Origin of the sequence: Streptomyces abyssomicinicus, assembly GCF_008974245.1 — a bacterium.
GTDB lineage: Bacteria > Actinomycetota > Actinomycetes > Streptomycetales > Streptomycetaceae > Streptomyces > Streptomyces abyssomicinicus.
In genome coordinates this window covers 295,086-321,207 of the sequence record NZ_BBZI01000010.1, presented here as the reverse complement: position 1 = coordinate 321,207, position 26,122 = coordinate 295,086, and the positions used below count along the sequence as shown (strand labels likewise).

27 protein-coding genes are annotated in these 26,122 nt (G+C 73.5%); 11 read left to right on the top strand and 16 right to left on the bottom strand.

The window, feature by feature from the left end:
- The first annotated feature begins 146 nt into the window (after nt 1-146).
- Genes GBN72_RS24620 through GBN72_RS24610 form a run of 3 tightly spaced genes read left to right on the top strand, consistent with a single transcriptional unit; the run spans nt 147 to nt 1,971 of the window.
- Nucleotides 147-611, top strand: a complete 465-nt coding sequence (locus GBN72_RS24620) for a hypothetical protein (protein ID WP_151774074.1) — start codon at nt 147-149, stop codon at nt 609-611.
- Nucleotides 612-637: 26 nt separating this feature from the next.
- Nucleotides 638-1,108: a low molecular weight protein-tyrosine-phosphatase gene (locus tag GBN72_RS24615; protein WP_151774073.1), complete on the top strand. Its 471-nt coding sequence runs from the start codon at nt 638-640 to the stop codon at nt 1,106-1,108.
- Nucleotides 1,105-1,971, top strand: a complete 867-nt coding sequence (locus GBN72_RS24610) for a fructosamine kinase family protein (RefSeq protein ID WP_151774072.1) — start codon at nt 1,105-1,107, stop codon at nt 1,969-1,971. Before GBN72_RS24615 ends, GBN72_RS24610 begins: the two co-directional genes overlap by 4 nt.
- 187 nt (nt 1,972-2,158) lie before the next feature.
- Here the strand turns inward: GBN72_RS24610 and GBN72_RS24605 are convergent, their stop codons facing one another.
- Nucleotides 2,159-3,202: a DNA polymerase Y family protein gene (locus GBN72_RS24605; RefSeq protein ID WP_151774071.1), complete on the bottom strand. Its 1,044-nt coding sequence runs from the start codon at nt 3,200-3,202 to the stop codon at nt 2,159-2,161.
- 54 nt (nt 3,203-3,256) lie between these two features.
- A complete protein-coding gene (locus GBN72_RS24600) occupies nt 3,257-3,844 on the bottom strand; it encodes a cysteine hydrolase family protein (RefSeq protein ID WP_151774070.1) in 588 nt (195 codons plus the stop codon).
- A gap of 344 nt (nt 3,845-4,188) precedes the next feature.
- On the opposite strand from GBN72_RS24600, the gene GBN72_RS24595 reads away from it, so the two are divergent.
- Nucleotides 4,189-5,244: a terpene synthase family protein gene (locus GBN72_RS24595; RefSeq protein ID WP_218042070.1), complete on the top strand. Its 1,056-nt coding sequence runs from the start codon at nt 4,189-4,191 to the stop codon at nt 5,242-5,244.
- A 97-nt stretch (nt 5,245-5,341) separates the two neighbouring features.
- On the opposite strand, the gene GBN72_RS24590 is transcribed toward GBN72_RS24595, so the two are convergent.
- Entirely contained in the window at nt 5,342-5,962 is a 621-nt protein-coding gene (locus GBN72_RS24590) for a CAP domain-containing protein (protein ID WP_151774069.1), read from the bottom strand.
- 193 nt (nt 5,963-6,155) lie between these two features.
- On the opposite strand from GBN72_RS24590, the gene GBN72_RS24585 reads away from it, so the two are divergent.
- A complete protein-coding gene (locus tag GBN72_RS24585; protein ID WP_151774068.1) occupies nt 6,156-6,374 on the top strand; it encodes a hypothetical protein in 219 nt (72 codons plus the stop codon).
- 78 nt (nt 6,375-6,452) lie between these two features.
- On the opposite strand, the gene GBN72_RS24580 is transcribed toward GBN72_RS24585, so the two are convergent.
- The 3 genes from GBN72_RS24580 to GBN72_RS24570 form a co-directional block, all read right to left on the bottom strand.
- The gene (locus tag GBN72_RS24580) at nt 6,453-7,217 is read right to left on the bottom strand and encodes an ABC transporter permease (RefSeq protein WP_151774067.1); all 765 of its coding nucleotides are present in this window, start codon (nt 7,215-7,217) and stop codon (nt 6,453-6,455) included.
- On the bottom strand, nt 7,214-8,038 hold the full coding sequence (locus GBN72_RS24575; protein ID WP_151774066.1) for an ABC transporter ATP-binding protein: 825 nt from the start codon (nt 8,036-8,038) through the stop codon (nt 7,214-7,216). The genes GBN72_RS24580 and GBN72_RS24575 overlap by 4 nt, the downstream gene beginning before the upstream one ends.
- Nucleotides 8,039-8,202: 164 nt before the next feature.
- Complete coding sequence (locus GBN72_RS24570) at nt 8,203-9,246, bottom strand: polyprenyl synthetase family protein (RefSeq protein WP_151774065.1); 1,044 nt, start codon at nt 9,244-9,246, stop codon at nt 8,203-8,205.
- A gap of 329 nt (nt 9,247-9,575) precedes the next feature.
- On the opposite strand from GBN72_RS24570, the gene GBN72_RS24565 reads away from it, so the two are divergent.
- From GBN72_RS24565 to GBN72_RS24555, 3 genes are read left to right on the top strand one after another with little or no spacing between them, the layout of a single operon-like run.
- On the top strand, nt 9,576-10,037 hold the full coding sequence (locus GBN72_RS24565) for a phage holin family protein (protein WP_151774064.1): 462 nt from the start codon (nt 9,576-9,578) through the stop codon (nt 10,035-10,037).
- Nucleotides 10,034-11,104, top strand: coding sequence for a DUF3618 domain-containing protein (locus GBN72_RS24560; protein ID WP_151774063.1), 1,071 nt, complete (start codon nt 10,034-10,036; stop codon nt 11,102-11,104). Before GBN72_RS24565 ends, GBN72_RS24560 begins: the two co-directional genes overlap by 4 nt.
- 44 nt (nt 11,105-11,148) lie before the next feature.
- Nucleotides 11,149-11,532 carry a hypothetical protein gene (locus GBN72_RS24555; RefSeq protein ID WP_151774062.1) on the top strand — a complete coding sequence of 128 codons (384 nt, stop codon included), beginning with the start codon at nt 11,149-11,151 and terminating at the stop codon, nt 11,530-11,532.
- Nucleotides 11,533-11,575: 43 nt separating this feature from the next.
- Here GBN72_RS24555 and ctaD read toward each other — a convergent pair whose 3' ends face one another.
- From ctaD to GBN72_RS24535, 4 genes are all read right to left on the bottom strand, one after another.
- Complete coding sequence (gene ctaD / locus GBN72_RS24550; RefSeq protein ID WP_151774061.1) at nt 11,576-13,285, bottom strand: aa3-type cytochrome oxidase subunit I; 1,710 nt, start codon at nt 13,283-13,285, stop codon at nt 11,576-11,578.
- 72 nt (nt 13,286-13,357) lie between these two features.
- Nucleotides 13,358-14,071, bottom strand: a complete 714-nt coding sequence (locus tag GBN72_RS24545; RefSeq protein WP_151774060.1) for a phosphodiesterase — start codon at nt 14,069-14,071, stop codon at nt 13,358-13,360.
- Between the two features lie 334 nt (nt 14,072-14,405).
- Nucleotides 14,406-16,760: a glycoside hydrolase family 65 protein gene (locus GBN72_RS24540; RefSeq protein WP_151774059.1), complete on the bottom strand. Its 2,355-nt coding sequence runs from the start codon at nt 16,758-16,760 to the stop codon at nt 14,406-14,408.
- Nucleotides 16,757-17,554 (bottom strand): beta-phosphoglucomutase family hydrolase, encoded by a 798-nt coding sequence (locus GBN72_RS24535; protein ID WP_151774058.1) that lies wholly within the window; start codon nt 17,552-17,554, stop codon nt 16,757-16,759. The genes GBN72_RS24540 and GBN72_RS24535 overlap by 4 nt, the downstream gene beginning before the upstream one ends.
- Nucleotides 17,555-17,782: 228 nt before the next feature.
- On the opposite strand from GBN72_RS24535, the gene GBN72_RS24530 reads away from it, so the two are divergent.
- Nucleotides 17,783-20,158 carry a SpoIIE family protein phosphatase gene (locus GBN72_RS24530; protein WP_246212837.1) on the top strand — a complete coding sequence of 792 codons (2,376 nt, stop codon included), beginning with the start codon at nt 17,783-17,785 and terminating at the stop codon, nt 20,156-20,158.
- A 69-nt stretch (nt 20,159-20,227) separates the two neighbouring features.
- On the opposite strand, the gene GBN72_RS24525 is transcribed toward GBN72_RS24530, so the two are convergent.
- Both GBN72_RS24525 and GBN72_RS24520 read right to left on the bottom strand, forming a co-directional pair.
- Nucleotides 20,228-20,713 carry a flavin reductase family protein gene (locus GBN72_RS24525; RefSeq protein ID WP_151774057.1) on the bottom strand — a complete coding sequence of 162 codons (486 nt, stop codon included), beginning with the start codon at nt 20,711-20,713 and terminating at the stop codon, nt 20,228-20,230.
- Between the two features lie 37 nt (nt 20,714-20,750).
- Entirely contained in the window at nt 20,751-21,581 is an 831-nt protein-coding gene (locus tag GBN72_RS24520) for an ATP-grasp domain-containing protein (RefSeq protein ID WP_151774056.1), read from the bottom strand.
- A gap of 132 nt (nt 21,582-21,713) precedes the next feature.
- Here GBN72_RS24520 and GBN72_RS24515 point away from each other — a divergent pair, with 132 nt between their 5' ends.
- Both GBN72_RS24515 and GBN72_RS24510 read left to right on the top strand, forming a co-directional pair.
- Complete coding sequence (locus GBN72_RS24515) at nt 21,714-22,400, top strand: TetR/AcrR family transcriptional regulator (RefSeq protein WP_151774203.1); 687 nt, start codon at nt 21,714-21,716, stop codon at nt 22,398-22,400.
- A gap of 186 nt (nt 22,401-22,586) precedes the next feature.
- Entirely contained in the window at nt 22,587-23,009 is a 423-nt protein-coding gene (locus GBN72_RS24510; protein WP_151774055.1) for a Zn-ribbon domain-containing OB-fold protein, read from the top strand.
- Between the two features lie 79 nt (nt 23,010-23,088).
- On the opposite strand, the gene GBN72_RS24505 is transcribed toward GBN72_RS24510, so the two are convergent.
- The 4 genes from GBN72_RS24505 to GBN72_RS24490 form a co-directional block, all read right to left on the bottom strand.
- A complete protein-coding gene (locus GBN72_RS24505) occupies nt 23,089-23,292 on the bottom strand; it encodes a hypothetical protein (protein ID WP_151774054.1) in 204 nt (67 codons plus the stop codon).
- 66 nt (nt 23,293-23,358) lie between these two features.
- A complete protein-coding gene (locus GBN72_RS24500; RefSeq protein WP_151774053.1) occupies nt 23,359-24,072 on the bottom strand; it encodes a L,D-transpeptidase in 714 nt (237 codons plus the stop codon).
- A gap of 223 nt (nt 24,073-24,295) precedes the next feature.
- Nucleotides 24,296-24,925, bottom strand: a complete 630-nt coding sequence (locus GBN72_RS24495) for an MBL fold metallo-hydrolase (protein WP_151774052.1) — start codon at nt 24,923-24,925, stop codon at nt 24,296-24,298.
- On the bottom strand, nt 24,922-26,010 hold the full coding sequence (locus GBN72_RS24490) for an S-(hydroxymethyl)mycothiol dehydrogenase (RefSeq protein ID WP_151774051.1): 1,089 nt from the start codon (nt 26,008-26,010) through the stop codon (nt 24,922-24,924). Before GBN72_RS24490 ends, GBN72_RS24495 begins: the two co-directional genes overlap by 4 nt.
- Nucleotides 26,011-26,122 lie beyond the last annotated feature (112 nt).

Genomic DNA, 26,122 nt, shown 5'->3' with positions numbered 1-26,122 from the left:
GGGGATATGGGGTGCGGGGATATGGGGTGCGGGATGCGGGGTTCATGCGCCGTGGCACGGCCGGGGAGGGGCCGGGCCGGACGGCGGGTGGGGCCGGGGCGCGGTAGCGTGCCGGTGCAGGACGTCTCTCTCCCGCGGAGGGCAGCATGCGCGATCCCGTACCGCACCCCGCCCTGCGGCGGCTGGACCCCCTGGCCGGGGTCTGGGACATGTACGCGCGGGGCACGCAGGTCGGCCCCGTGCGCACCGAGTTCGCCTGGCTGGAGGGCGGTGCCTTCCTCGTCCAGCGCGCCGACCTGGGCCCGGACACCGTGCTGCCGGAGGACTGGCAGGGGCACGCGCCCTTCCCGACCTCCTGTGTCACCGGGTACGACGACACCGCCGACGAGTTCACGGTGCTCTACGCCGACGGGCGGGGCGTGGCCCGGGTCTACCGGGCCGATCTGGTGGACGGCGTGTGGCGGCAGTGGCGGGCCGTCCCCGGTTTCCACCAGCGCTTCGCCGCCGACGTGGACCCGGCGGGTCGAACGCTGACCGGCGCGTGGGAGTTCTCCGAGGACGGTGCCCTCTGGCGGCGCGACTTCGACGTCACGTACCGACGGGTCCGCTGACGGCCGGACCGCCGTAGGCTGTGCGGGTGCACCTGACGTTCGTCTGCAGCGGAAACATCTGCCGGTCCCCCTCGGCCGCCCTGGTGGTGGCGGAGCGTCTGCGCCGGGCCGGCCTCGACGACCGGGTCCGGGTGACCAGCGCCGGGATCGGCGACTGGCACGTCGGGGAGCCGATCGACCCGCGCTCCGGCGGCGCGCTGGCCGGCCGCGGTTATCCGACCGGCCACGCGGCCGCCCAGGTCGGTGCCGAGCACCTCGACGCCGACCTGTTCCTCGCGATGGACCGCACCCACGAGAAGGCACTGCGCGGACTGGTCGAGGACCCGTCCCGGGTCCGGCTGCTGCGCTCCTTCGACCCGGAGGCGGTGGCGTCCGGCGACCTCGAGGTGCCCGACCCGTACTACGGAGGGGGCCAGGGCTTCGAGGACGTCCTGGACATGATCGAGGCCTGCGTACCCGGTCTGCTCGCCTGGGTCCGCGGGCACCTGGCCGGATGACCGCCGCCGACGGGCCCGCGGCCGCCGCGGCGCGTCTGACCGGCCGTCGGGTGGCCGGGGAGCGCCGGGCGGCGGGCGGGCCGACCGAGGTGGAACTCGACGACGGACGCCGGGTGATGGTCAAGCACGGCGACGGCGCCGGGGCGGTGCTCGCCGAGGCGGCCGGACTGCGCTGGCTCTCGGCGGCGGGCACGGTCCGGGTGCCGGTGGTGCACGGCTGGGACGACCGGTGGCTGGTCAGCGACCGGGTGGCGGAGGGCCCCCCGGACCCGGCGGCCGCTCCGCGGTTCGGCCGGGACCTGGCAGCGCTGCACGCCTCCGGCGCGCCGGCCTTCGGCGCCGCGCCGCCCGACGGGCCGGTGGAGGCGTACATCGGGGCCGCTCCCATGCGCAACGTCCGCGGCGAGGACTGGCCGGCCTGGTACGCCGAGTACCGGGTGCTGCCCTACCTGCGCCGGGCGGTGGACGAGGGCACCCTCCGGGCGGCCGAGGCCGTCGTGGTGGAGCGGGTGTGCGCCCGGCTGCCGGAGCTGTCCGGGCCGCCGGAGCCGCCCGCACGGCTGCACGGCGACCTGTGGAACGGCAACGTGCTGTGGGGCGCCGACGGCGAGGTCTGGCTGATCGACCCGGCCGCGCACGGCGGCCATCGGGAGACCGACCTGGCCATGCTCCAGCTCTTCGGCTGCCCGCACCTGGACCGCGTGCTGGCCGGCTACGACGAGGCCGCGCCGCTCGCCGACGGCTGGCGGCGGCGGGTTCCCCTGCACCAGTTGTTCCCGCTGCTGGTGCACACCGTGCTCTTCGGCCGCGGTTACGCCGAGCAGACGCTGACGGCCGCCCGGGCGGCGCTGGCGGCCGCATGAGCCGCCCCGGCTGAACGACGGTCGGCCGGACGCCTCGGTGGCGCGCCTCGACGGGGTGCTGCGGTGGCGCGCTGCGGTGGGACTCACGGTGGCGCGCTGCGGCTGAGCCTCCTCGACGTCGGCGGGGGCCGGCGCCCGCACGCCGAGGGACAGCGGGCGCCCGCGGACGGCGGGGCGGAGCGTGCCGTCAGGAGGCCCGGCGGTAGACGGCGGCGGGGCCGATGACCGCCGGGCCGAACCGGTCCCGGATGCCGTCGGCGGCCTCCTCCGCCGCCAGGCGGGCCTCCCGCGCCTCGTCCAGGCTGATCTGGCGTGCGACCTGTTCCGCGTCCATCAGGTCCTCCGCCCGGAGCCCGATCCCCGTCAACCGCCCCCGCTGCAGTCCCGCCGCGTCCATCAACTGGTAGGCGAGGGTGCGCAGGTCGTCGTCGTGCCCCGACGGCTCCGGCAGACGCCGGGTCTTCTCCCAGGAGCCGCCGGCGGCGAACCGCAGCGTCAGCCGCAGGCCGCGCGCCGCCTGTCCGCGCCGTCTCAGCAGCAGCCCGAGGCGGACCACCAGGTCGAGCAGGGCCGCCCGGACCTCGGCGCCGTCCAGCGTCTGCCGCGGGAAGCTGTGGCTCACCGCCGCCGAGGCGGGAAGTTCGCGCGGCACCACGGGGCGGGGATCGATGCCCCGGGCCCGCTCCGACGCGGCCCGCCCGGCCGTCCCGCCCAGCAGCCGCTGCACGGTGGCCGACGGCAGTTCGGCCAGCAGACCCACCCGGTCGACGCCGTAGTCCCGCAGCGCCGTCGCCTGCCGGCGGCCGACGCCGTGCAGTGCCTCCACCGGCAGGGGCGCCAGCCATGCGGCGACGCGGTCGGCCTCCACCGCCACCACGCCCCCCACGGGGCCGCCCCGCTCCCCCGCCGCCTGCCCGGAGGCGGTGGCCGCGACCGCGATCGTCGGGCCTATCCCGATCCGCAGATCGACACCCAGCCGCGATATCGAACGGATGCGCAGCACCTCTCCGAGCCGTCGCACCTCCTCGATCCGTCCGCCGTCCACCCCGTGGCACCGCAGGGCTCCCCGCAGATCCACCAGCGCGGCGGAGGGGGGCGAGGCCTGCACGACGGGGGAGAGATCCCCCAGCAGCTCCAGGACCTGCCGGTAGACCGCCTCGGGCAACCGCTCCGGACAGCGCACATGCATCACACACCCCGTGCCGGTTCCGGCCCCGCCACTGCTGGTCATCGTTCCCACCTCCCCCTCCACGTTATCGAACTAAAATTCGAACACGCGAATCTTTCACCCCGCCGCCCCGGCCGCACCCGCCGCCCCGGCCGCCCAGAAGTCGATCTCCTTGCTCTCCACGGTCCCCGCGGCGCGCCCCGGCGCCTTCTGGAAGGACCAGTAGAGGTTGGTGTGGGCGATCACCTGGGCGGGCTCGGGCGCGCCCCATCGTGTGAGGTCCTCGGTGGTGTGGGCGTCGGAGACGAGCACCGTGTCGTATCCGCGGGTCAGCGCCCCGTGCAGGGTCGACCGGATGCACATGTCCGTCTGTGCCCCCGTCACGAAGACCCGCCCGACACCTCGCTCGGCCAGCACCGTCTCCAGCCTGGTGGCCTCGAACGAGTCCCCGTACTCCTTCTCCACCACCGGCTCGCCCTCGGCCCGCCGGAGCTCCGGCACGATCTGCCAGCCGTCGCCGCCCGCCGGCATCTCCTCGTCCTGGTGGCGCACCCACACCACGGGGACCCGCTCGGCGCGCGCCTTCTCCACCAGCTCCCCTATGACCCCCACGACCGCGTCCCGCTCGTACGCCCGCGCCACCACGTCGTTCTGCACGTCGATGACCAGCAGTGCGCTCTTCAGCCGGTTCTCCAGAGTGCTCATGACGGCTCCCCCATCTCGCTTCCACATCCGACTGTGACCCGGACCACGCTACTGGCCGCCACCGACAACACCCCTCCCACGGCGCATGCCACGGCACGGACCCGGGCACGTGCGGCGGCACAGGCGCCCGCGACCCCTCCGCACCCCGCGGGCCGCACCGCGGCGGACGACGGCCGAGTGAACGTTCATGCAGGTCAACGCGGGCGGAAGCGGAGCAACACCTTCGGCTGACTGCCACTGTGCCCGGCATGTCCGTTCTCTCCCGGCAGGCCCCGCTGCCGATGATCGTCGGGCCTCCTCCTCCCGACGAAAGGCCTGCCCCCATGTCGTCCGCCGTCGCACGGATGGATCTCCCACCCCTGTTCTGTCCCCTGGAGTCCGCCGTCCACCCCCGGGTCGCCGTCGTCGAGGAACGCGCCACCCGCTGGATCGCCGAGAGCGGCATGTGCGCGACGGAGGAGGAGCGGGCGTGGGCGGTCGCGAGCCACAGCGCCGACTTCTTCTCCCGCTTCGCGCCCGACGCGCAGGACCAGGACCGCCTGCTGGCCGCCGCGCTGTGGGTGTACTGGGGCTTCGCCTTCGACGACGCCCGCTGCGACCGCGGCCCGCTCAGCAGCCGGCCGGCCGAGTTCAACGTCCTGGCGGGGCAGGTCCAGCGGGCCTGCGAGGCGGTCACGGCGACCGGCGAGGACCGCTTCGTCGGGGCGCTGCAGGACATCGTGGGCCGGTTCCGGGCCCTGTGCCCGGCGCCCCAGGTCCGCCGCTTCGCACACGCCCACCGGGCCTGGTTGTCCGGGGTGGCCTGGCAGGTAGGCAACCACGCCGCGGACCGCATGCCGGACCTGGACGACTTCCTCGCCATGCGCCTGCTCTCCTCCGGCGGCGAGCCGACGTTCGCCCTGCTGGAGCTGGCCACCGGGATCGAGGTGCCCGGCGGCGAGATGCACCGCCCGGCGGTGCGCGCCCTCACCGAGATGGCGATCATGGTGGCCGCCCTCGACAACGACCGGCATTCGCTGGTCAAGGAGTCCGCCCGCGACCAGGCGGACCAGAACATCTACACGGTCCTGATGAGGCACCGCGCCCTCACCCTGCCGCAGGCGGTGGAGGAGGCGAACGCGCTCCGGGACCGCGTCCTGCTGCGTTTCCTGCGGCTCCACGACCAGGTGCGCCCGGCCGCCGGGGAGGACCTGGCCCGCTACCTGCAGGGGCTGCGGTACGGGATCCGGGGCAACAACGAATGGGGGCTGCGGGTGCCCCGGTACCTCAGCCGCGGCCACTGGCCGGACGAGTGGGAGGACCTCACGGTGACGTGGGCGGACCGGCCGTCCGACAGCCGGCCCGGTCCGGTCGCCGGGGCGCCGTCGGTGGCCTGGTGGTGGGACCCGGACCTCGCCTGAACCCGGCGCCGCCCGGAACACGCCTCGCCCGGACGCGGCCCCGGCCCGGACCCGGCGGGTCCGGGCCGGGGCCGCGTCCGTGGCCGCGTCCGGGGGCTCAGCGCCGCGAGGCCATCACCAGCGTCCACCACGGTCCGCCGCGCCCCCGCGCCACTCCCACACCGGCGTGGGAGTACCGGCAGCCGAGGATGATGGCCCGGTGCGGGGCACTGCGCATCCAGGAGCGGACCGCCTCGAACGGTCCCGCCGGACCCGCGACGAGGTTCTCCCCCACCATGCCCGGCCGGTATCCGGCGGCCCTGACCCGGTCCCCGGGAGATGTGCCGCCCCGGCCGCGGTGGCTGAGCCGGCCGAGCCGGGACAGATGGGCACTGTGCCCGGCGGCCGCCCGGTGAAGCGCCCGCCGCCCGCTGACGGAATGGCATCCCGCCTGCCGTCGGTACTGGTTGACGGCGGTGATGACACGGGAGCGCGCCGACGCCCGCACCGGCCCCTGGGGGCGGGGACGCGAGGGAGCGGCGCCCTCGGCCGGGCCATGGGGCCGCCCGTACCCGCCCGCGGACAGCCAGGGCGCCGAAGGACGGGGCGTCCAGGGCTGCACGTGGTAGGGAGGCGGCGGCTCGGGCATCGGCTGCCCCGCCCACGACGGCGTCGCGGTGAGAGCGACCATCGCGAGGGCGATCCGCGCGGCCGCTCCCGCTCTCCGTACCCCGGGCATCTCGTTTCCTTTCACAGGCCATCGGTTTTCCCGCGCATTCTGGCACGCCCCGTACGGCACAATTCAAATCGGCCCGCGCCCATTCGAGGGAAAAATTCACCGGGAGGCCGTCCGGGGAACCCGGACGGAATGAATTTCACTAGACTCCCTGATGCATCTTCCCTTCCCTCTCCATTTTCCGGAGGATTTCGCGATGTCCGTCACGCGCCGTCTCGCGGCGCTCTTCCTGGCACTCTTCACCCTGTCCGTGCTCTCGGCCGGCTCCGCCGCGGCCTGGGCCGCGGACGGCCCCGAAGGCCACGAGGGCCAGCAGGGCCAGGGCCGCCACGACCGCCCGTTCCGGTTCGGCCCCTTCGAGTTCCCGGAGAGCGGCAATGTCTCGGGTGGTTTCGCCTGGGATCTGGAGAACTGATCCCAGGACGCCCGGAAAAGGCGGTGGAGTCTCCTCGGAGCTCCACCGCCTTTTCTTTTTTCAGGACTCCGGAGCCATTCAGCGCTCGAGGGTCGCCGCACTGGCGACGAGAACGAGAATCACGCATCCGAGGACGAGCAATGCGTCCCGGACGAAAATACCGGTGACCCCGGTGTGCGTGGCCGCCTCGGTGGCGGCCTGGACCGCGTAGGTCATCGGCATGACCTTGGCGACGGCGGACAGCACACCCTGCATCTCGTCCCGCGGCACGAACAGACCGCAGACCAGGAACTGCGGCAGCACGCCGGCCGGGAGGAACTGCACCGCCTGGAACTCGTTGCGGGCGAAGGCGCTCACCAGAAGACCCAGTGCCAGCCCGAGCAGCGCGCCGAACATGGCGATGATCATCAGCAGGTAGGGCGGCCCCTTGATGTCCAGACCGAGCGGCCCCACCGCCAGCAGGGTGGAGAGCACCGCCTGGAGGAGCGCGAGGAAGGAGAAGGCGAGGCTGTAGCCCAGCACGATGTCCAGCCGCTGCACCGGCATGGTCAGCAGCCGCTCGGCGGTCCCGGTGGTGCGCTCGCGGAGCGTGGAGACGGAGGCCACCAGGTACATCACGATCACCGGGAAGATCCCGAACACCTGCGGCCCCACCCGCTCGAAGGCGTCCTCCGCGTCGTGGAACATCAGCTTCAGCAGCACCATCAGCATGCAGGGGATGCCCAGCAGCAGCGCCGTGCTGCCCCGGTCGCGGGAGATCTGCTGCAGCACCCGGACCGCCGTGGCGCCGGTGATGGTCGGCGAGAACGGCAGGCGGCCGGCCCTGCGTCGTCCGTGGCTCACGACAGGACGTCCGCGGGCAACGGGGTGCGGGCACCCTCCGGTTCGCCCGGCCGGGCGAGCAGCGGGGGCAGGAAGGGCTCCGCGGCACGCTGCCTCGCCCGCTCCTCCGCGGCCGCCGCCGACCTCACCAGGTGCATGAACGCCTCCTCGACGTCCGTGCACCCGGTGTGCCGCAGCAGCGACTGCCGGTCGGCGCCGGCCAGGAGGCGCCCGGCCCGCATCAGCAGCAGCCAGTCGCAGCGGTCGGCCTCGTCCATCACATGGCTGGACACCAGCAGCGTGGCGCCCTCGGCCGCGAGGCGCTGGAACACCTGCCACAGCTCCCGCCGCACCATGGGATCCAGGCCCACGGTCGGCTCGTCCATGACGAGCAGGTCCGGCCGGTTGAGCAGCGCCACGGCGAGCGACACCCGGGAGTACTGACCACCGGAGAGCCGGCAGACCATCTTGTCGGCGTAGGAGGTGAGCGCGACTTCCTTCACCACGCGGACCACGGCGTCCTCCCGGCGCCAGCCGCGCAGTCCCAGCGCGGCGGAGAAGTAACGGAGGTTCTCCAGGACGGTGAGGTCTCCGTACACCGACGGGGCCTGGGTGACGTACCCGACGCGGGTACGCAGTCTCGGCGAGCCGGCGGGGTGCCCCAGCACCTGTACATGGCCGTGGGTCGCCTCCTGGACTCCGACGACCGAGCGCAGCAGGGTCGTCTTTCCGCAGCCGCTGGGACCGAGGAGGCCGACGATGGATCCCCGCGGGATGGTGAAGCTGACGTTCCTCAGCAGAGTGTGGGCGCCGCGTTCCACGCCCAGTCCGTAGGCAGCCACGGCCGGGAGGTCACCCGGCGCTGCGCTGTGGTCGTTGTAGTGCACGTCCCCTGTGTTCCGTCGTCAGCGATGTCGGGCCCGGGCCGAGCGCGACGGGCGTTCGGCCGCCGCCTTCCCAACGGCCTTGCTCCGTCCAGGTAACGGCGGTTCGGCCGTCGGAGCGGTCAGCAGTCGCGCCGGGTGACGGCGTCCGCGACCTCCTGGAGCAGCCGGTAGGCCTCGGCGGTGGGTCGCGCGCAGGACAACGCCCGCAACGCCTGGGAGAGTTGCCGCGCGGCCTCCCGCTCCGCGGCCTCCCGCCCGCCCGCCTCCTCCACGAGGCGGCGCAGGACCTCGGTGGCGGGGCCGCCCTCGGCGTCGGGTGCCGCGTAGAACGACCGCAGCCGCCGGGAGGCGGGCCCGCCCTCGGCCAGCGCGGCCACCACGGGGAAGGACTTCTTGCGCGCGGCCAGGTCCGAGCCGACCGGTTTGCCGCTGCGCCGGGTGCTGCCCCAGATGCCCAGGACGTCGTCCACGCACTGGAAGGCGACCCCGAGCCTGCGCCCGAACTCCCTGAGCCCGTCGACACGTTCGCCGTCGACGCCGCCGAGGATGCCGCCCAGGGCGCAGGCGCAGCCGAGCAGCGCTCCCGTCTTGCCCTCCGCCATGGCCAGGTACTCGTCCACCGGCACCTCGAGGGCCTTCTCGTTGGCCACGTCCACGCTCTGCCCGCGGACCAGGTCGAGCAGGGCGCCCACCAGTTCCCGCACGGCGGCCGCCGCCCGGGCCTGCGGGGTGGCTGCCAGCGCCTGGAGCGCCGCGGCCAGCAGGGCGTCCCCGGTCAGGACGGCCGCGGAGGTGCCGAACACCGACCAGGACGCGGGACGGTGCCTGCGCAGGGCGTCACCGTCCATGACGTCGTCGTGCAGGAGCGTGAAGTCGTGCACCATCTCGACCGCGACGGCACCGGGGACGGCGGCACCGGGGTCGGCACCCACCGCCGCGGCGCAGAGCAGGGTCAGTGCCGGACGCACCAGCTTGCCCGCCGCCCGGTCGGGCACCGGCACCCCGTAGGCGTCGCACCAGCCGCGGTGGTAACCGGCCACCCGGCTCTCGGCGGCGGGCAGTGCGGAGACGGCCTCACGCAGGGCGGGGAGCACAAGCTCCTCGACCCAGTCGAGCCGGGGGAATCCGGACACCGTCGCCGGGCCGGTGACGCTTGCGGACATCGTTGCGCTCCTTGTCCCTCGGCCGGCCGGTGTCGACGGCGGCCGGCCGAGGCCGGGGATCATGGGGGGACGCCTCAGTCAACCGGTCAGGGAGAGGCCGGCGGGCTCCCGGCGCGCGGGGCCCCGCGAGGATCACCACCCCGGGGGAGCCTTACTACGGTGCACCCACCCGACAATCGGCAAGTCGACACACCGTGCGGAAACCTTCCCGCAGCAGAAACGGTACGTAATACACCAAACACGCACGGACAGGTGTGCGATCCGGTCGCCTCGCGGGTACTCGGGGCGTCGCACGGGACCGCCCGGAACCGTCGGGAGGAGTAGCGATCATGACCACACTCGACTTCCACCGCCATCGCTCCAACGGGCACCGCACCGATACCCATGCCGCGCACAAGGGCGCCGACGCCCACGCCTCGGTGGGCCAGCTGGTGCAGCAGGCATCGCGGCAGCTCACCGATCTGGTGCGGGCCGAGATGCGGCTGGCGCAGACCGAGATGACCCAGAAGGGCAAGCGGTTCGGCACCGGCGGCGGCATGCTCGCGGCAGCCGGGGTGTTCGGGTTCCTTGCCCTGGCGACGCTGGTGACGGCGGCCGTGGCGGCGATCGCCATGGAGCTGCCGCTCTGGGCGTCGGCGCTGATCATCGCGGGCGCCCTGCTGCTGGTCACCGCGGTGATGGCGCTGGTGGGCAGGTCGATGATCCGTAAGGCGACCCCGGCGGCGCCACGCCGCACGATGGCGAGCGTGCGCACCGACGTGGCCGAGATCAAGGAGAGGACCCGGCGATGAGCGACACCCACACCCACCACCACTCCCACACCCATGAGGGCCCGCACGGCCCCCACTGCGAGGACGAACTCCGCCGGGACGTCGAGGAGATGCGTGAGGAGCTGGGGCACACGGTGGAGGAGCTGGCCTCGCGCGCCGATGTGAAGGCCCGCGCCCGTGCCCGGCTGCGGGAGACCAGGCATCAGGCGGAGGCCCGGCGGGCCGAGCTGCGGGGGCGCGCGCTCGGGGCGAAGCACCGGGCGCACGGCAGGACGTCCGCCGGTGACGGCCGTGCGGAGCCCGGGCCGGCCGACGCGGGCTCCGGCGCCTACCGCGCGGACATGAAGGAGGGGACGAGCCGCCGCAAGCCGCTGATGGTCGCGGGCGGCGCGGCGGTGGCCGCCTGCGCGGTCGGTGTGCTGATGCACCGGAGCGGCCGCTCCCCCATGGGCGGCCACTCCATGGGCGGACCCTCCATGGCCGGCCGGGCCATGGGCGGGCTCCACAAGGGCGGACACACCATGGGTCGCCGCACCATGGGCGGACACCGCATGGGTGACCATCACATGGTCGGACACCGCATCGCCGGACACCACATGGCCGGACACCGCATGGGTGGACACGGCATGGCCGGACACCGCATGGGCGCGGGCGCGGTGAAGTCCCTGGAGTCCGTGCGGTCCGTGCACCTCACGCACCCCATGGGTTCCCCGAAGGGCGGGTCGCTGCTCGGCGGTCACTCGGCCACCGGCGGCGGCCTGCCGCACCTGCACGGCGGTCACCGCGGGGCGCCCGGCGGCTCCGTGATGCGCGGCATGGCTCTCGAGAAGGGCGCCGCCATGGTCGGCGGCGCTCCGGTGCTGGGCGCGAAGGTCATGAGCCAGGGGGTCCGCAAGGGCGGTGCCCTGATGCACGCCGGCGTTCCGAGCGGCGGCCGTACCCCCGGCACGGGCCTGACGCACACCGTGGCGCACTACGTCACCGCGGACCAGGGCGTGGCACACCGGCTCCAGCACGCCATGGGCCACGCCCATCACCATGCCCGTCACCACGGTCACCGCCACGGCCCGACCGGCCACCGGCACTGACCGGACGTGACCGGCCCGACCCGACGTACCGCAGGGAGGCGACCATGACGGTCCGGCCCGCCGCGGCCGCGCTGCTGGCGGCAGCCGGCGCAGCACTGGGCGCCCGGCTGTCCGCCGCGCGCCGGGCCCGGTACGACGCGAGCGCCGCCCGTGCACCGTGGCGCCGCACCGCTCCGGCCGGGCCCGCGGGACACACGACCGGCCGGAGCCCGCTACGGGCACGGCGTCCCACGGGTCCCACAGGTCACGCCGGAGACTCCACCGGCCCCCGCGACCCCGCCGGCGCGCGGCCGGCGGCCGCCGGGACCGGCGACACGCCGTCGGCGGCGCACCGGCCGGCTGCCCGGGAGCCACGGACGCTGGAGGAGATGGAGACGGAACTGCGGCGCTACTGGGACCGCATCCGGCCCCTGTACCCCCGCCAGTGACCCTGGTGGGGGTCGGCCGGGACCGGCGACGGCCGCGGAGGAGTCACCGGACCCCTTCGCGGTCGTCGCCGGTCCTGTCGACGACGTCCCGCCGGCCCTCGTTCTCCCGGTCGCTCAGTGACGCGTGCCCGGGGTGGTGGAGGTCGAAGGCGGGCGAGTCGGACCGCACCCGCGGCAGCGAGTGGAAGTTGTGCCGGGGCGGCGGGCAGGAGGTCGCCCACTCCAGCGACCGGCCGTAGCCCCAGGGGTCGTCGGCCTCGATCATCGGGGCGTCCCTGCGGGTCTTCCAGACGTTGTACAGGAAGACCAGCGTGGACGCCCCCAGCAGGAACGAGCCCACGCTGGAGATCGTGTTGAGGACGGTGAACCCGTCGGCGGCGAGGTAGTCGGCGTACCGGCGGGGCATGCCCTCGGCGCCCAGCCAGTGCTGTACCAGGAACGTCGTGTGGAAGCCGACGAACAGCGTCCAGAAATGGATCTTGCCGAGCCGCTCGTCCAGCATCTTCCCGGTGAACTTCGGCCACCAGAAGTGGAATCCGCCGAACATGGCGAAGACGATGGTGCCGAACAGCACGTAGTGGAAATGGGCGACCACGAAGTAGCTGTCCGTCACGTGCCAGTCGAGGACCGGGGAGCCGAGGACGACGCCGGTGAGGCCGCCGAAGAGGAAGGTCACCAGAAATCCGACCGCCCACAGCATCGGTGTCTCGAAGGAGAGCGAGCCCTTCCACATGGTGCCGATCCAGTTGAAGAACTTCACCCCGGTCGGCACCGCGATCAGGAAGGTCAGAAAGGAGAAGAACGGCAGCAGTACGCCGCCGGTGGCGAACATGTGGTGCGCCCACACCATCGCGGAGAGGGCGGTGATGGTGACGGTGGCGCCGACCAGCCCCATGTAGCCGAAGATCGGCTTGCGGCTGAACACCGGGATGATCTCGGTCACCACGCCGAAGAAGGGCAGCGCCAGGATGTAGACCTCGGGGTGGCCGAAGAACCAGAACAGGTGCTGCCACAGCAGGGCCCCGCCGTTCTCGGGGGCGAAGACCCGCGAACCGAACTGCCGGTCCGACTCCAGGACGAAGAGCGCCGCGGCGAGCACCGGGAAGGCAAGCAGCACGAGCACCGAGGTGAGCAGCACGTTCCAGGTGAACAACGGCATCCGGAACATGGTCATGCCCGGCGCGCGCATGCAGATGATCGTGGTGATGAAGTTGACGGCACCGAGGATGGTGCCGAAGCCGGAGAGCGCCAGCCCCATGATCCACAGGTCGGCGCCCGGGCCCGGCGAGCGCTGCTCGAGGCTGAGCGGCGTGTAGGCGGTCCAGCCGAAGTCGGGGGCGCCCTGCGGGGTGAGGAAGCCGCTGACGGCGATCAGCCCTCCGAAGAGGAACAGCCAGTAGGCGAACATGTTCAGCCGCGGGAAGGCGACGTCGGGCGAGCCGATCTGCAGCGGCATCACCGCGTTGGCGAAGCCGGCGAAGGTCGGGGTGGCGAACAGCAGGAGCATCACCGCCCCGTGCATGGTGAACGCCTGGTTGTACTGCTCGTTGGAGATGAACTGGATGCCCGGCCGGGCGAGTTCGGCGCGCATCAGCAGCGCGAGCACGCCGGCCAGCAGGAAGAAGGCGAACGACGTGACCAGGTAGAGGTGCCCGATTTTCTTGTGGTCCGTGGTCGAGGCCCAGGTGATGACCGCCCTGCCCTTGCCGCGCCTCTTGCGCCGTACGGGGGCGACCGGTTCTGTCTCTGTCATCGACGTCCTTCGCGATTCTGCGTCGGTCTTGCATCCGTTGTCCGGTGCCCCGGGCGGCGCACCCGCCGTCCGTCACCCGCCTCGCTCGCGCCGCCCGCCCCGGGAACCGGCGTAGGCGGCGACGCGGAGCGCGCGCAGCGAGCGGGTGGGGTGCAGCCCCGGCAGACAGTGGGTGTAGGGCTCGTACGAGACCGTCCGGGCGGGCGGCTCCGGTCCGGCGGAGCCGAGGGTCAGGGAGGCGAACATCCGGCGGGGTTCGCCCGCCGCCACGGTGCAGAGCCGGAACGTGACGGGCCCTCGGCCCAGCGCCTGGCGGAGTCCCGGCACGCTGACGGGAACCCGGGACCGGCCTGCCGGGGGTTTCACCGGGAAGGCCATCAGCAGCCGGTCGCGCCGGCCCACCCGGTAGGCGGTGAGGGTGGAGTACGGGCCGCCGAGCGCGTCCCGGCGCGGGAGGGGCAGGCGGCGGCCCAGGCGACCGCGGCCGCTGGAGGTGAGGAGCAGGTCGAGGGTGGAACCCCGCCCGTCGGCGTCGTCGACCCGCAGCGCGAGTCCCACGCCGTCGGGCAGGACACCGGGCAGGCCGGCCGCAAGCGACCAGCGCGCGGTGACCGGGTGGACGCCGGGCCGGTCCAGCCATTCGACCCCCCACCCGCCCTCCGGGTCGCCGGGGACCTCCAGCGTCCCGACGCACGTCACCCCGGCGGGGTGCAGGGCGGGCGCTCTCCGCAGCCGGGCCACCTGACGGGCGACCGTGCGCACCGTGCCGCCGAACACCCCTGTCATCTCGCACCCCTCTCCCGGTCGGCCGGCACCCGTGCCGCGGCCGTGGACCGCGGCCGCGGCGCGCCGGTTCCTGTACCCCGGCCAGTCCTCCGGGAACGTCGCCGGGCACGAGGCCCGGTGACGGGACCGGACGCCCGCGCCGCCGCGCACCGGTTCGGCTGTCACCCCTGGCCCGTCGCACTCGTTCGCGGCCTCGTCCTGAGGAGTGAGAGGCCCGTGTCCGTCATGCTGTGGTCCGGGTGCCACCGGAGGACGGGTCCACGCCAGCGCCGAGGGGGTCGTTCATCCGTTCGGGGCAGCGGGGCCGCCGCCGAGTGGCCGGACCGCGCTCCGGTCAGCGGCCTCCGTTCGGCGGGCGGTGGGGGGGCTGTTCGGGGGTGGGACGGTGGACGGGGTTGGGCACCGGGCGGACGACGGGGCCGCCGCCGTTGGCGGTCACCCGCACCGGCGTGCCGTGATGGCGGATGGTCAGCGGACGGCCGCTGACCAGCCGGTAGGCGGCCGTCTCCTGGGTGATCTCCACCCGCAGGCAGCGCCCGAGCACCTGCAGGGTGAACGCGAGCCGGCTGAACTTCTCCGGCAGCCGGGGCGCGAACTCCAGCTGGTCGCCGCGCTGGCGCAGCCCGCCGAACCCGCCGACCAGGGCCAGCCACGCCCCGGCCAGGGAGGCGATGTGCAGGCCGTCGCGGGCGTTGTGCTCCAGGTCGTCGAGGTCCATCAGCGCCGCCTCGGCCGTGTAGTCGTAGGCGAGCCGCAGGTGTCCGGCGCGGGCGGCGATGACGGCCTGGCAGCAGGCCGAGAGGGAGGAGTCGCGGACGGTGAGCGGTTCGTAGTAGGCGAAGTTCCGGGCGATCTGCTCCTCGTCGAACATGTCGTCGCAGGTGTACATGGCCAGGACCAGGTCGGCCTGCTTGATGACCTGCTTGCGGTAGAGGTCGAAGTAGGGGAAGTGGAGCAGCAGCGGGTACTGGTCGGGGCCGGTCTTGTCGAAGTTCCAGCGCTGGTGGCCGGTGAACCCGGCCGACTGCTCGTGGACGCGCAGTTCCTCGTTGTAGGGGATGTGCATGGCCGCCGCGGCGTCCCGCCAGCCGGCGCCCTCCTCGTCGTCGACGCCGAGCCGGGCGGCCTGGTCGGCGTGGCGTTCCACCGCGTCGGCGGCGGCGAGCAGATTGGCCCGGGCCATCAGGTTGGTGTAGGCGTTGTCGTCGACGACGGCGCTGTACTCGTCGGGTCCGGTGACTCCGTCGATGTGGAAGTTGCCGTGGTGGTCGTGGTGGCCGAGCGAGCGCCACAGCCGCGCCGTCTCCACCAGCAGTTCCAGACCGACCTCCCGCTCGAAGCGGCTGTCCCCGGTGGCCGCGACGTAGCGCACTACGGCCGCCGCGATGTCGGCGTTGACGTGGAAGGCGGCGGTGCCGGCCGGCCAGTAGCCGGAGCACTCGGAGCCGTCGATGGTCCGCCAGGGGAAGGCCGCGCCCGACAGCCCGAGCGTGGCCGCGCGCTCCTTGGCGACCTCGAGGGTGTTGTGCCGCCAGCGCAGGGCCTCGGCCACCGCTTTGGGCGAGGTGTAGGTGAGCGGTGTGAGCACGAACGTCTCGGTGTCCCAGAAGGCGTGACCGTCGTAGCCGGACCCGGTGAGGCCCTTGGCGGGGATGGCGCGCTCCTCCGCCCGGACGCCGGCCTGGAGGACGTGGAAGAGGGCGAAGCGGACGGCCTGCTGGATCTCCTCGTCGCCGTCGACCTCGACGTCGGCGCGGCCCCAGAAGTCCGCGAGGAACTCCTCCTGCTCCTTGAGCAGCCCGTCCCACCCGCTGTGGCGCGCGGCGGCGAGGGCCGCGTCGACCTGGTCGCTCATGGCGGGCAGGGAGCGGGTGCGGGACCAGCCGTGGGCGACCACCTTGTGCACCACCAGACGCTGACCGGGCTCCAGGACCGAGGTGACGGTGAGCCGGGCGAGGTCGTCCTCGCTCTCGCTGTCGGTGACGATCGGCTGGTGTCCGGTGATCACGTGGTCGGCGGCGACGGCCACCCGGATACCGCTGCGCTTGGTGCGGTGCACCAGACGCAGCCTGTTGCCCGAGGAGAAGTTCTGCTCCGGCTCCAGCGGGGACTGGAGCGCCTTGGCCGCCCGGGGGTCGCTTCCGGTGCCGTCGGGCAGCTGCTCGTTGGCGACCAGTTCGGACTGGAGGACGACGCGCACCCGGGCGTCGACCGGCTCGACCTCGTAGGAGACGGCGGCGATGGCCCGCTGGGTGAGGGAGACCAGGCGGGTGGAGCGGACCCGTACCCGGGAGCCTGCCGGGGAGACCCAGTCGCAGCTGCGCTCGAGCACGCCGCGGCGCATGTCCAGGGTGCGTTCGTGGGCGACCAGCCGGCCGTGGCGCAGGTCGAACGGCTCGTCGTCGACGAGCAGCCGCAGCACCTTCCCGTTGGTGATGTTGATCACCGTCTGACCGGACTCGGGGTAGCCGTAGCCGGCCTCGGCGTACGGCAGGGGGTGGAGTTCGAAGACGCCGTTGAGGTAGCTGCCGGGCAGGCCGTGCGGCTCGCCCTCGTCGAAGTTGCCGCGCCAGCCGACGTGGCCGTTGGAGAGCGCGAAGACCGACTCGCTCTGGGCGAGGACGTCCAGGCTGAGTTCGGTCTCGCGGACGGTCCAGGGTTCGACGGCGTACGACCGCTGGGTGATCACCCGCCACCTCCCGGGGTCCGCGTCGGCTCGGCGGGTTCGGCGGGCCTGCTGGACCCGCCGTCTCCGCCGAGCTCGCCGAGGTCCTGGACCACGATGTCCGCGCCGTGCGCGCGCAGGGCTTCCGCCTGACCCACCCGGTCCACGCCGACGACCTGTCCGAAGCGTCCGGCGCGGCCGGCGTCCATGCCGGCCAGGGCGTCCTCGAACACGGCGGCCTCGGAGGGCCGCACGCCGAGGTCGCGGGCGGCGGCGAGGAAGGTGTCCGGGTTCGGCTTGCCCGGCAGGCCGCGCTCGGCGGCGACCACGCCGTCGATCCGGACGTCGAAGAGGCCGACGGCGTCCACGGCGCGGAGCACGTCGAGACAGTTCTTGCTGGAGGACACGATCGCGGTGGCGAGCCCGCGGGCGCGCACGGCCCGGATGTAGGCGAGGGTGCTGTCGTACGCCTCGACCCCGCCTTCACGGATCTTGGCCAGAACCAGCTCGTTCTTCCGGTTGCCGAGGCCCTGCACGGTCACGGCGTCCGGGGGGTCGTCCGGGGCTCCCTCGGGGAGCGTGATGCCGCGCGAGGCGAGGAAGGTGCGCACCCCGTCGGTGCGCGGCAGGCCGTCGACGTACTCGTCGTAGTCGTGCGCCGCGTCGAAGGGCCGGTAACCGGCCCCGTCCCGTTCCTCGAGGAAGCTGTCGAAGGTCTCCTTCCAGGCCGCCGCGTGCACCACGGCGGTCCGCGTGACGACGCCGTCGAGGTCGAACAGGCAGGCCCGGATCTGCGGGGGAAGGCCGAGGTCGGTCATGCCGACCACCTTCCCACCGGGCGCGGATCCTTGCCTGTCGGCTCCACCCGAAGTGGGTGCGCGCGGAGCAGCGGCGGGTTTTCGGCCACGCCCTTCCGCGGGATGCGGAGGGAAGGGTTCCATGCTGCCCGGGCACCGCGCGGAGGAGCAGGGCCGAAGGTCCCTGACAGATGCCCTGACGTGGGCGTCCGCGTGATCTCCTCGCACGCGATGTGCCATGCTCGTCACGTGACGACCGATCCTGCTCCCGCCGCCGAAGCCGGTGCCATGCCCGATGTGGTGGCGTCCGAGGCCGTGCTGGAGCGGGCGAAGGGCGTGATCATGGCCCTGACCGGCAGAACCGCCGACGAGGCGCAGGCGGAGCTGCTCCGCAGGGCCCGCGCCGGGGGGCGCACGCTGCTGGACGAGTGCCGGCTCACCGTGGGCGGGACGGCGACGGACCGGTCCTCCGCCGGCGGCGCGGCGGTCCGCAGGGCGCCCGCCGTGCCCGCTCCCGCCTCCCCGCCCTCCTCCGGGTCCGCTCCCACGGCCTGGGGGTCCGCGCCCGCCCCGGCCGAGGACGCCAACGCCGCGGTGCTGCGGCAGGTGGGCCGCGCCCTGGTCCGGGTCCGCACCCCGATGGAGCTGGCCCGCCGGCTGCGCGAGGAGCTGGCCGGCAGCGTCGGCGCGGACGCCGTGGCCGTGTTCTCCACACTGCCGGACGGCGGCCTCGGGCTGACCGGTCACGCGGGCTTCACCCGGCACCAGGCCGCCCGCTGGCGCCGTGAACCCCCGGCGGACGGCAGCCCGGTGGCCGAGGTGGTCCGGACCCATGCACCGCTTTGGCTGGAAAACGCCGGCGTCGGCGCGGGCGGGCCGGCCCGCGCCGGTGGTCCGCCGGGTCCGTGGGGCGCCCAGGCGTGGCTGCCGGTCGGCACGGGCAGCGGGCCCGCCGCCGCGCTCGGTGTGCTGTGCCGCCCGGTGGCGCCGTTCGGCCCCCGGACGCGGGAGCTGCTGAGGTCGGTCGCCCGGCTCTGCTCCGGCTCGCTCGGCTCCTTCGACACGTGGCCGCCGCCCTCCGAGGACGTCTCGCTGCCGACCGTTCAGGCGGTGCTGGACGCGCTGCCCGAGGCGGCGCTGGCGCTGGCCCCGCTGCGGTCGGCCTCCGGCCTGGTGGAGGACTACCGCATCGAGGCGGCCGGCCCCGCCGTGGTCGGGCTGACCGGCCTCAGCGGCCGGTCGCTGGTGGGCGTCCGGCTGCTCGAGTCGTTCCCGGCGCTGGCCGACGGGCACACCTGGGAGGGCCTGCTGCACACGCTGGCCACCGGGGAGGCGTACGAGGGCGAGCCGATGGCCTATCCCTCGCCGGACGCCGACGCGGCGGAGCTGCCCACCTTCTCGGTGCGCGCCCGGCGTCTGGGTGACGGCCTGATGCTGACCTGGTCGCGCTACGAGATCGCCGAGCGCCAGGAGCAGCGCCTCTCCGACGTGCAGCGTCTGGGCAACCTGGGCTGGACCAACTGGAATCTGCTGACCCACGAGGTGAACTGGTCGCCGCAGGTCTTCAGGATCTTCGACCGTTCCCCGGCGGACGGTCCCGTCCCCTACGACGACCTGCCGGACCTGGTGGTGGCCGAGGACCGGCCGGCGCTCCGCCGTGCCGTGGACGCCCTGGCCTCGGAGGGGCGGCCCTTCGACGTGCCGTTCCGGATCCGCGCCGCGGGCGGCGTGCGCCATCTGCGGGCCGTCGCCGAGGCGGTGACCGATCCCCGGGGCGCGCCGGTGGAGGCGCACGGGTTCGTCCAGGACCTGACGGCGCAGCGCAGCGCCGAGCTGGCGCTGGTGGAGAGCGAGCGGATGATGCTCACCCAGCACGGCATGCTGCGGGCCGAGCGGAGTCTGGCCAGCCGGCTCCAGCAGGCGCTGCTGCCCCTGCCGCACCAGCCGGTGCGTCCGGGCGGGCTGCGGGTGGACGTCGCCTACCTGCCCGCTCAGTCCGGCATACAGGTGGGTGGTGACTGGTTCAGCGCCATCGAACTGCCTGACGGGGACGCCCTGTGCGTGGTGGGCGACGTGGCCGGGCACGGCATCGACGCGGTGGCCACCATGGCGCAGCTGCGGTTCACCGCCAAGGGCATGGTGATCACCGGCTCCTCGCTGACCGGAGCGCTGGCGCGGCTCAACGCCCTGCTGCTGCACACCGGGGAGCCGCGCGCCACGGCCACCATGGTGCTGGCCCGCTACAACCCGCGTGAGCGCAAGCTGGTGTGGGCGCAGGCGGGCCATCCGCCGCCGCTGCTGCTGCGCGACGGCGAGGCGCGGTTCCTGAAGCGCCCGATGGGCATGCTGCTGGGCGCGGTGGAGAACCCGCCGTTCCAGGAGGGCGAGTGCCTGCTGGAGCCCGGCGACCGGATCCTGCTGTACACCGACGGCCTGATCGAGCGGCCCTCGGAGGGCATCGACGCCGGCCTCCAGCGGCTGGCCCGCGCGGCCACCGGCCATGACGACCGGCCGGGATCGGCGTCGCTGGGGCCGCTGCTCGCCGAGATGCTGGAGGGCGAGCGGCGCGACGACGTCTGCGTGCTGGACATCCGGGTGACGCCGCAGGAGGAGCCGGGAGCCTGAGGACGCGCCCGAGGTCGACCGCGAGGTCGTCCGCCTCCCGGGCGTCGTCGTCCCGGGGGCGTCCGCGTCTCAGGCTGGGTGCCCGGGCTCGATGTCCAGGACGTCCTCCAGTCTGAGCAGGGGCCCGCCCTGCCGCGGGTGCTCGCCACTCCGCTCGGGCGCGAGGACGTGGGCGACGTGGTCGCCGGTGTCGAAGCGCTCCTGGACGAGGCCGACCGTCCAGGCCGCCGCTTCGGTGAGGACCGCGCTGCCGCCCGGCCCTTCGTGCCAGTCGACGTCGGCGAACTTGTCGGTGTCGTCGCCCGTCCGCCCGCCGAACAGCGCGGCCAGGCCGTGCTGCTCCGGGGTGAGCAGGTGGACCGTCAGCCGCTCGGCCCGCAGCGCGACGCGGTGGGTGTGGTTGGTCTTGGAGATCCAGACGGTGAGCCGGGGCGGATCGATGGAGCACTGGGTCCAGAACCCGACGAGACAGCCGGACCGCTCCCCGTCGGCGACCGCGGTCACCACGCACATGTCGGGGTTGAGACGCTTCATGAACGCGTCGCTGGATCGCATGCGTGCCATGCTGCCCCGGAACGGGGCGGCCAACCACTCAGCCGCGGTCGAGCAGGCGGTGCAGTGCGGCCTTGAGGGCGTCGACGAACGCGTCGCGGCGCTCGGCCGGGAGGGCGTCCAGGGAAAGGTAGGGGTTGAGGTCCTCCAGCTCCACCAGCAGCAGCCGGCCGTCGGGGGCCCGGCAGGCGTCGACGCGCTGGATGCCGTGGGAGATGGTGTTCCACGCGACGAAGCGGCGGGCGAACTCCAGGTCCTCGCCGGTGGGTTCGTAGGGGACGAGTTCCCAGCGGCGCCGCGGGTCGGGGGCGTACAGCGCGTACTGGAACGCGTCGTCGACGAAGTAGAAGGAGACCTCGTGGACGAAGTCGATCCGGGGCTGCACCAGGACGTCGCCGTACTCGACGCCGCCGAGCTCGTCCGGGGCGAGGACGCGCAGTCCGACGGAGTCGGCTCCGAGCCGCGGCTTGACGACGTAGGCGTCCGCGCGGGGCAGCAGGCCCAGGTCCTCGGGCCGGTCGACGGTGGGGATGACGGGGTGCCCCGCGGCGGTGAGGTCGAGCAGGTACTGCTTGCCCGCCATGTCCCCCTGGCCGGTGAGCTCGTTGTAGACGCGGGTCCCGGCGGCCAGGGCGCGGTCCCGGAACTCCCGGTGGGCGGCGAGGTGGCCCAGTACGGGGCCGCTGTTGCGGACCAGCACGGCGTCGAAGGAGTCCATCAGCGCCGCGGCCTGCCGGGGGTGGCACAGGGCGGTGTCGAAGTCCTCGCCCAGCCGGGCGGAGAGGTGGATGTCCTCGTCGCAGTAGCGGCGTCCCGCGGCCGGGTAGGCGAGGTCGGTGACGTGCAGGAGCCTGGGGCGGGCGGACGGCATGGCTACTCCTCGGACGGGCGTCTACGCAGGTCAACCTAGCTGGTGCACTCCGTTCCCCGAGAAGGGGACCTAGTGCCGCGCGGCTGGTTCGGTGCTACGTTTCGCGGCATGAGTTTCCCGTCGAAGCCGCCGATGCGTGACGCGCTGGTCGAGGCCGCCTTCCGGCTCTTCCTGGAGCGTGGGTACGAGCAGACGACGGTCGAGGACATCGTCACCCTGGCCGGCGTGGGCCGCCGTTCCTTCTTCCGGTACTTCCCGTCGAAGGAGGGCGTGGTCTTCCCCGACCACGAACGCCGGCTGGCCGAGGTGACCGGCTTCCTGGCCGCGAGCGGCAGGGGCGAGGACCCGGTGGCGCGCGTCTGCGAGGCGGTGGGCCTGGTGCTGCGCCTCTACACCGACAACCCCACCTTCTCGGTGCAGCGTTACCGGCTCACCAAGGAGGTTCCGGGCCTGCGGGCGTACGAGCTGTCGGTGGTGTGGCGCTACGAGCGGACCTTCGCGGGTCATCTGCGGGAGCGGCTGGCGGACCGGCCGGACGGCACCCTGCGGGCCGACGTGATCGCGGCGGCCGTGGTGGCCGCGCACAACAACGTGCTCCGTTCCTGGCTGCGTTCGGAAGGGGAGGGGGACGCCGGGGCGGCGGTGGACCGGGCTCTGGCCTATGTGCGCGAGGCGTTCGGGGACGGCGCGGGCCGGGGGCGCGAGCAGGACGACGACGTGGTCGTGGTGGTGTCGCGGCGCGGGGCGCCGATGTGGCGGGTGGTGCGGGAGATCGAGTCCGCCCTGGATCCCGCCGGGGAGAACCCCGCCCGGCCGTGAGGGAAGCCGCGGCAGGGGCCGCGGCGGGCATCGCGGGAGAAGCCGCGGGAGAAACCGCGGAGGAGGCTCCGAAAGAAGCTCCGAAAGAGGAGGTACGCAGTACCTTTACCTGTGGCACTGGGTGCCATACTCTGTGCTCGCGCGCGGGGGCGCCGCGCGCTTCGGGTCTCGTCCGCGCGCAGGGAGATGACAGTCGTGTTCCAGTCAGGATTCACCTCGCACCCGGCCGCCGGCTCCTCCGCGACGGGTGTGCTCGACCACGGCACCCAGGAGACCGAGGGCCTCGGTTACCAGTGCTGCACCTGGTGCGGCACCTCCATGTACCACAAGCTTCTGTGCCCGGTCTGCGCCGGCAGCGAGCTGCGCTCGGAGCGCAGCTCGGGCGCCGGAACGGTGTTGCGGTCGACGGTGGTCCACCGGAACACCCCGTCGGCGCGGAACGTCTCGCTGATAGAGATGGCCGAGGGGTTCGTGGTCCGCGGCCGGGTGACCGGACCGCCGGCGGGCGTGCACACGGGTGACCGGGTGCGGCTGATCACGGCGAAGGATCCGGTCCGGGGCGAGCCGGTCTTCCAGCTCAGCGACGACACGCACCGGTCCTGGCACTGACGGCGCCGTCGGAACCGGCGGCCGGGGCGGCGCGGTTCCGTGTCCCCGCGGGGCGGGGACACGGGCGACGGGCGAGGTCTCAGGAGGCGCGGGCCGGGCGGCGGCGGGACTTGGGCCGCGGAGTGGCAGCGGCCCACTCCCCCACCAGGCGCTGATACATCCGGCGCTGCTCGTGGTCGAGCCGGCCGCCGGACTTCATCAACAGGTCCCGGATCTCCTCGTTCACCTCGGCCGCCGTACGGAGGCGGACGGTCTCAGGAGTGGTGGACATGCTGTGAAGCATACGGCGGAAGCCGTGGGGACGATGTGAGCAATCCGGTGAAAGCACGCAATGCGGACGTGTTACTGATCACGTGCCGGGCTTGCGGCCCCACACGTACACCTCGTCGCCGGTCCGGAGCAGCTCCCAGTACTTCTTGGCGTCCCGGGGCGTCATGTTGACGCAGCCGTGCGAGCCCGGCGGGCTCCACACGCTCATGCCGACCGAGTGGAACGCCTGGCCGCCGTCGAAGAACTGGCTGTAGGGCATGGCCACGTGGTAGATGGTCGAGACGTGGTCGATGTTCCGCCACGAGATCTTCTTGAGCCCGGTACGGGTCTCGTAGCCGTCGCGCCCGGTACGGACCGGGACCGGCCCGTACACGAGCTTCCTCCCGTCCTGGACCCAGCTCAGCTGGCGCGTGAGGTCGACGCAGGCGATGCGGCCCTTGTCGACGGGGCAGCGGCCGTCCGCGTTCGGGGTGGCGCCCGCGGCCCGCTGCCGGTCCATGAGGTCCATCACACGCCGGGTGACCGGACCGGCGAAGCCGGCGCTGGGGGTGATCAGGTGCTTCCTCTGGAAGGCGCGGATCGCCTCGCAGTCGGCGCGCGACTGGCGGCCGTCCACCGGACGGCCGAGGAAGCGCTCGGCCTCCTTCTGGTGGGGTCCCGCGCCCGCCGTGCAGGCGGCGGCGACGGGCGCGGTCCCGTCCGCGGCGGCCGGGGCGGCGCCGAAGGCGACTGCGAGCGGAGCCGCGAGCACCGCGGCCAGCAGGGCGGCGCCCCGTCTGCGGATGTCCCCCATGACCCAGGGCCTTTCTCTGTCGCTCTCGACGTGCCGGTTCCGCCGGCACGGGTCCGCCGGCACGGGTCCGCGCCCTGGGAGGCGGTCCCGGGTCAGCCACGTCGGCGAACAAATGATGACATCACCGGACGGGTGCGCCGTGAACGGGACGGGAACCGGCACGCCGCGCGGGCGGTCCGGTTCACCGTCCCGGTCGAGCGGCGCACCGGTACGGACCGCCCGGTCAGTGCCCCCGCGCGATCCATTCCTCCAGGTGGGGGGCCTCTTCACCGATGGTGGTGCCGTCTCCGTGACCGGTGAGGACCTTGGTCTCCGGCGGCAGCGTGAGCAATTTCTCGCGAATCGATTCGATGATGTCCGGGAAGCTCGACCAGGACCTGCCGGTGGCTCCCGGTCCGCCCTGGAAGAGGGTGTCGCCGCTGAACACGACTCCCAGCGCGACGGTCCGCAGGCAGACGGCGCCGGGGGCGTGCCCGGGGGTGTGGATCACCTCCAGGTCGGTGCCGGCCACCTCGATCCGCAGGCCGTCCTCGAGCCAGGCGTCGGGCAGCCGGTCCGGGTGGGTCTGCTTCCACAGGTGCAGGTCGTCCGGGTGCAGCCAGATCGTCGCACCCGTGCGCTCGGCGAGCTCGGGGGCGGCGCCGATGTGGTCGTTGTGCGCGTGGGTGCAGATGACGCCGGTCAGCCGGCGGTCGCCGACGGCCCGCAGGATCGCCTCCGCGTCGTGCGCGGCGTCGATCACCACGGCCTCGTGGTCGTCGCCGACGATCCAGACGTTGTTCTCCACGTCCCAGGTGCCGCCGTCCAGGCTGAACTGCCCTGAGGTGACGAGGCGTTCGATCCGCGCGGTCACGGCAGGACCACCACCGAACGCAGCACGTCGCCGTGGTGCATGCGCTCGAACGCCGCCTCCACGTCGGTCAGTTCGATCGTCTCGGTGACGAACTTGTCCAGCGGGAGGCGGCCTTGGAGGTGCAGGTCGATCAGCATGGGGAAGTCCCGGGAGGGCAGGCAGTCGCCGTACCAGGAGGACTTCAGGGAGCCGCCGCGGCCGAAGACGTCGAGCAGCGGGAGCTCCAGCTTCATCTCCGGCGTGGGCACGCCGACCAGGACGACGGTGCCGGCCAGGTCACGCGCGTAGAAGGCCTGCCGGTAGGTCTCCGGGTGGCCGACCGCCTCGATCACCACGTCGGCGCCGAAGCCGCCGGTGAGTTCGCGGATCGCCTCGACGGCGTCCGCGTTCTTCGAGTTGACGGTGTGGGTGGCGCCCATGGTGAGGGCGGTCTCCAGCTTCCGGTCGTCGATGTCCACGGCGATGATCCTCGCGGCGCCCGCCAGGTTCGCCCCCGCGATCGCCGCGTCGCCGACACCGCCGCAGCCGATGACCGCGACGCTGTCGCCGCGGCCGACCCCACCGGTGTTGATGGCGGCGCCGATGCCGGCCATCACGCCGCAGCCGAGGAGCCCGGCGACGGCCGGCGAGACCGACGGGTCGACCTTGGTGCACTGGCCGGCCGCGACCAGGGTCTTCTCGGCGAAGGCCCCGATGCCCAGCGCGGGGCTCAGCTCGGTCCCGTCGGCGAGCGTCATCCGCTGCCGGGCGTTGTGGGTGTCGAAGCAGTACCAGGGGCGGCCCCGCAGACAGGCGCGGCACTGACCGCACACGGCACGCCAGTTGAGGACGACGAAGTCGCCGGGAGCGACGTCGGTGACGCCCTCGCCGACGGACTCCACCACACCGGCCGCCTCGTGACCGAGCAGGAAGGGGTAGTCGTCGCTGATGCCGCCCTGCTTGTAGTGCAGGTCGGTGTGGCAGACGCCGCAGGCCTGGATCTTCACCACGGCCTCGCCCGGTCCCGGGTCCGGCACCAGGATCGTCTCGACCCGCACCGGCTGGTTCCTGCCTGGGGCGACTACGCCGCGTACTTCCTGCGCCATGGGTGACCTTTCGTCGGGGACGTGGACCGTGATCCGGCGTCCCCACCGTACGTCACCGGCGTCGGCGCGTACCGCAGACGTGGCGACGTCGCGCAGGTCAGCGGCGTGGACC

Bases quoted from the DNA above. Each gene is read 5' to 3' on its own strand.
- GBN72_RS24545 (WP_151774060.1), bottom strand. From the start codon at position 14,071: ATGACAGGGGTGTTCGGCGGCACGGTGCGCACGGTCGCCCGTCAGGTG.
- GBN72_RS24520 (WP_151774056.1), bottom strand. From the start codon at position 21,581: ATGCCGTCCGCCCGCCCCAGGCTCCTGCACGTCACCGACCTCGCCTAC.
- GBN72_RS24560 (WP_151774063.1), top strand. From the start codon at position 10,034: ATGAGCGACACCCACACCCACCACCACTCCCACACCCATGAGGGCCCG.
- GBN72_RS24610 (WP_151774072.1), top strand. From the start codon at position 1,105: ATGACCGCCGCCGACGGGCCCGCGGCCGCCGCGGCGCGTCTGACCGGC.
- GBN72_RS24515 (WP_151774203.1), top strand. From the start codon at position 21,714: ATGCGTGACGCGCTGGTCGAGGCCGCCTTCCGGCTCTTCCTGGAGCGT.
- GBN72_RS24600 (WP_151774070.1), bottom strand. From the start codon at position 3,844: ATGAGCACTCTGGAGAACCGGCTGAAGAGCGCACTGCTGGTCATCGAC.
- GBN72_RS24490 (WP_151774051.1), bottom strand. From the start codon at position 26,010: ATGGCGCAGGAAGTACGCGGCGTAGTCGCCCCAGGCAGGAACCAGCCG.
- GBN72_RS24595 (WP_218042070.1), top strand. From the start codon at position 4,189: ATGGATCTCCCACCCCTGTTCTGTCCCCTGGAGTCCGCCGTCCACCCC.
- GBN72_RS24605 (WP_151774071.1), bottom strand. From the start codon at position 3,202: ATGACCAGCAGTGGCGGGGCCGGAACCGGCACGGGGTGTGTGATGCAT.
- GBN72_RS24620 (WP_151774074.1), top strand. From the start codon at position 147: ATGCGCGATCCCGTACCGCACCCCGCCCTGCGGCGGCTGGACCCCCTG.
- GBN72_RS24570 (WP_151774065.1), bottom strand. From the start codon at position 9,246: ATGTCCGCAAGCGTCACCGGCCCGGCGACGGTGTCCGGATTCCCCCGG.
- GBN72_RS24525 (WP_151774057.1), bottom strand. From the start codon at position 20,713: ATGCGATCCAGCGACGCGTTCATGAAGCGTCTCAACCCCGACATGTGC.
- ctaD (WP_151774061.1), bottom strand. From the start codon at position 13,285: ATGACAGAGACAGAACCGGTCGCCCCCGTACGGCGCAAGAGGCGCGGC.
- GBN72_RS24555 (WP_151774062.1), top strand. From the start codon at position 11,149: ATGACGGTCCGGCCCGCCGCGGCCGCGCTGCTGGCGGCAGCCGGCGCA.
- GBN72_RS24590 (WP_151774069.1), bottom strand. From the start codon at position 5,962: ATGCCCGGGGTACGGAGAGCGGGAGCGGCCGCGCGGATCGCCCTCGCG.
- GBN72_RS24500 (WP_151774053.1), bottom strand. From the start codon at position 24,072: ATGGGGGACATCCGCAGACGGGGCGCCGCCCTGCTGGCCGCGGTGCTC.
- GBN72_RS24505 (WP_151774054.1), bottom strand. From the start codon at position 23,292: ATGCTTCACAGCATGTCCACCACTCCTGAGACCGTCCGCCTCCGTACG.
- GBN72_RS24585 (WP_151774068.1), top strand. From the start codon at position 6,156: ATGTCCGTCACGCGCCGTCTCGCGGCGCTCTTCCTGGCACTCTTCACC.
- GBN72_RS24565 (WP_151774064.1), top strand. From the start codon at position 9,576: ATGACCACACTCGACTTCCACCGCCATCGCTCCAACGGGCACCGCACC.
- GBN72_RS24535 (WP_151774058.1), bottom strand. From the start codon at position 17,554: ATGACCGACCTCGGCCTTCCCCCGCAGATCCGGGCCTGCCTGTTCGAC.
- GBN72_RS24510 (WP_151774055.1), top strand. From the start codon at position 22,587: ATGACAGTCGTGTTCCAGTCAGGATTCACCTCGCACCCGGCCGCCGGC.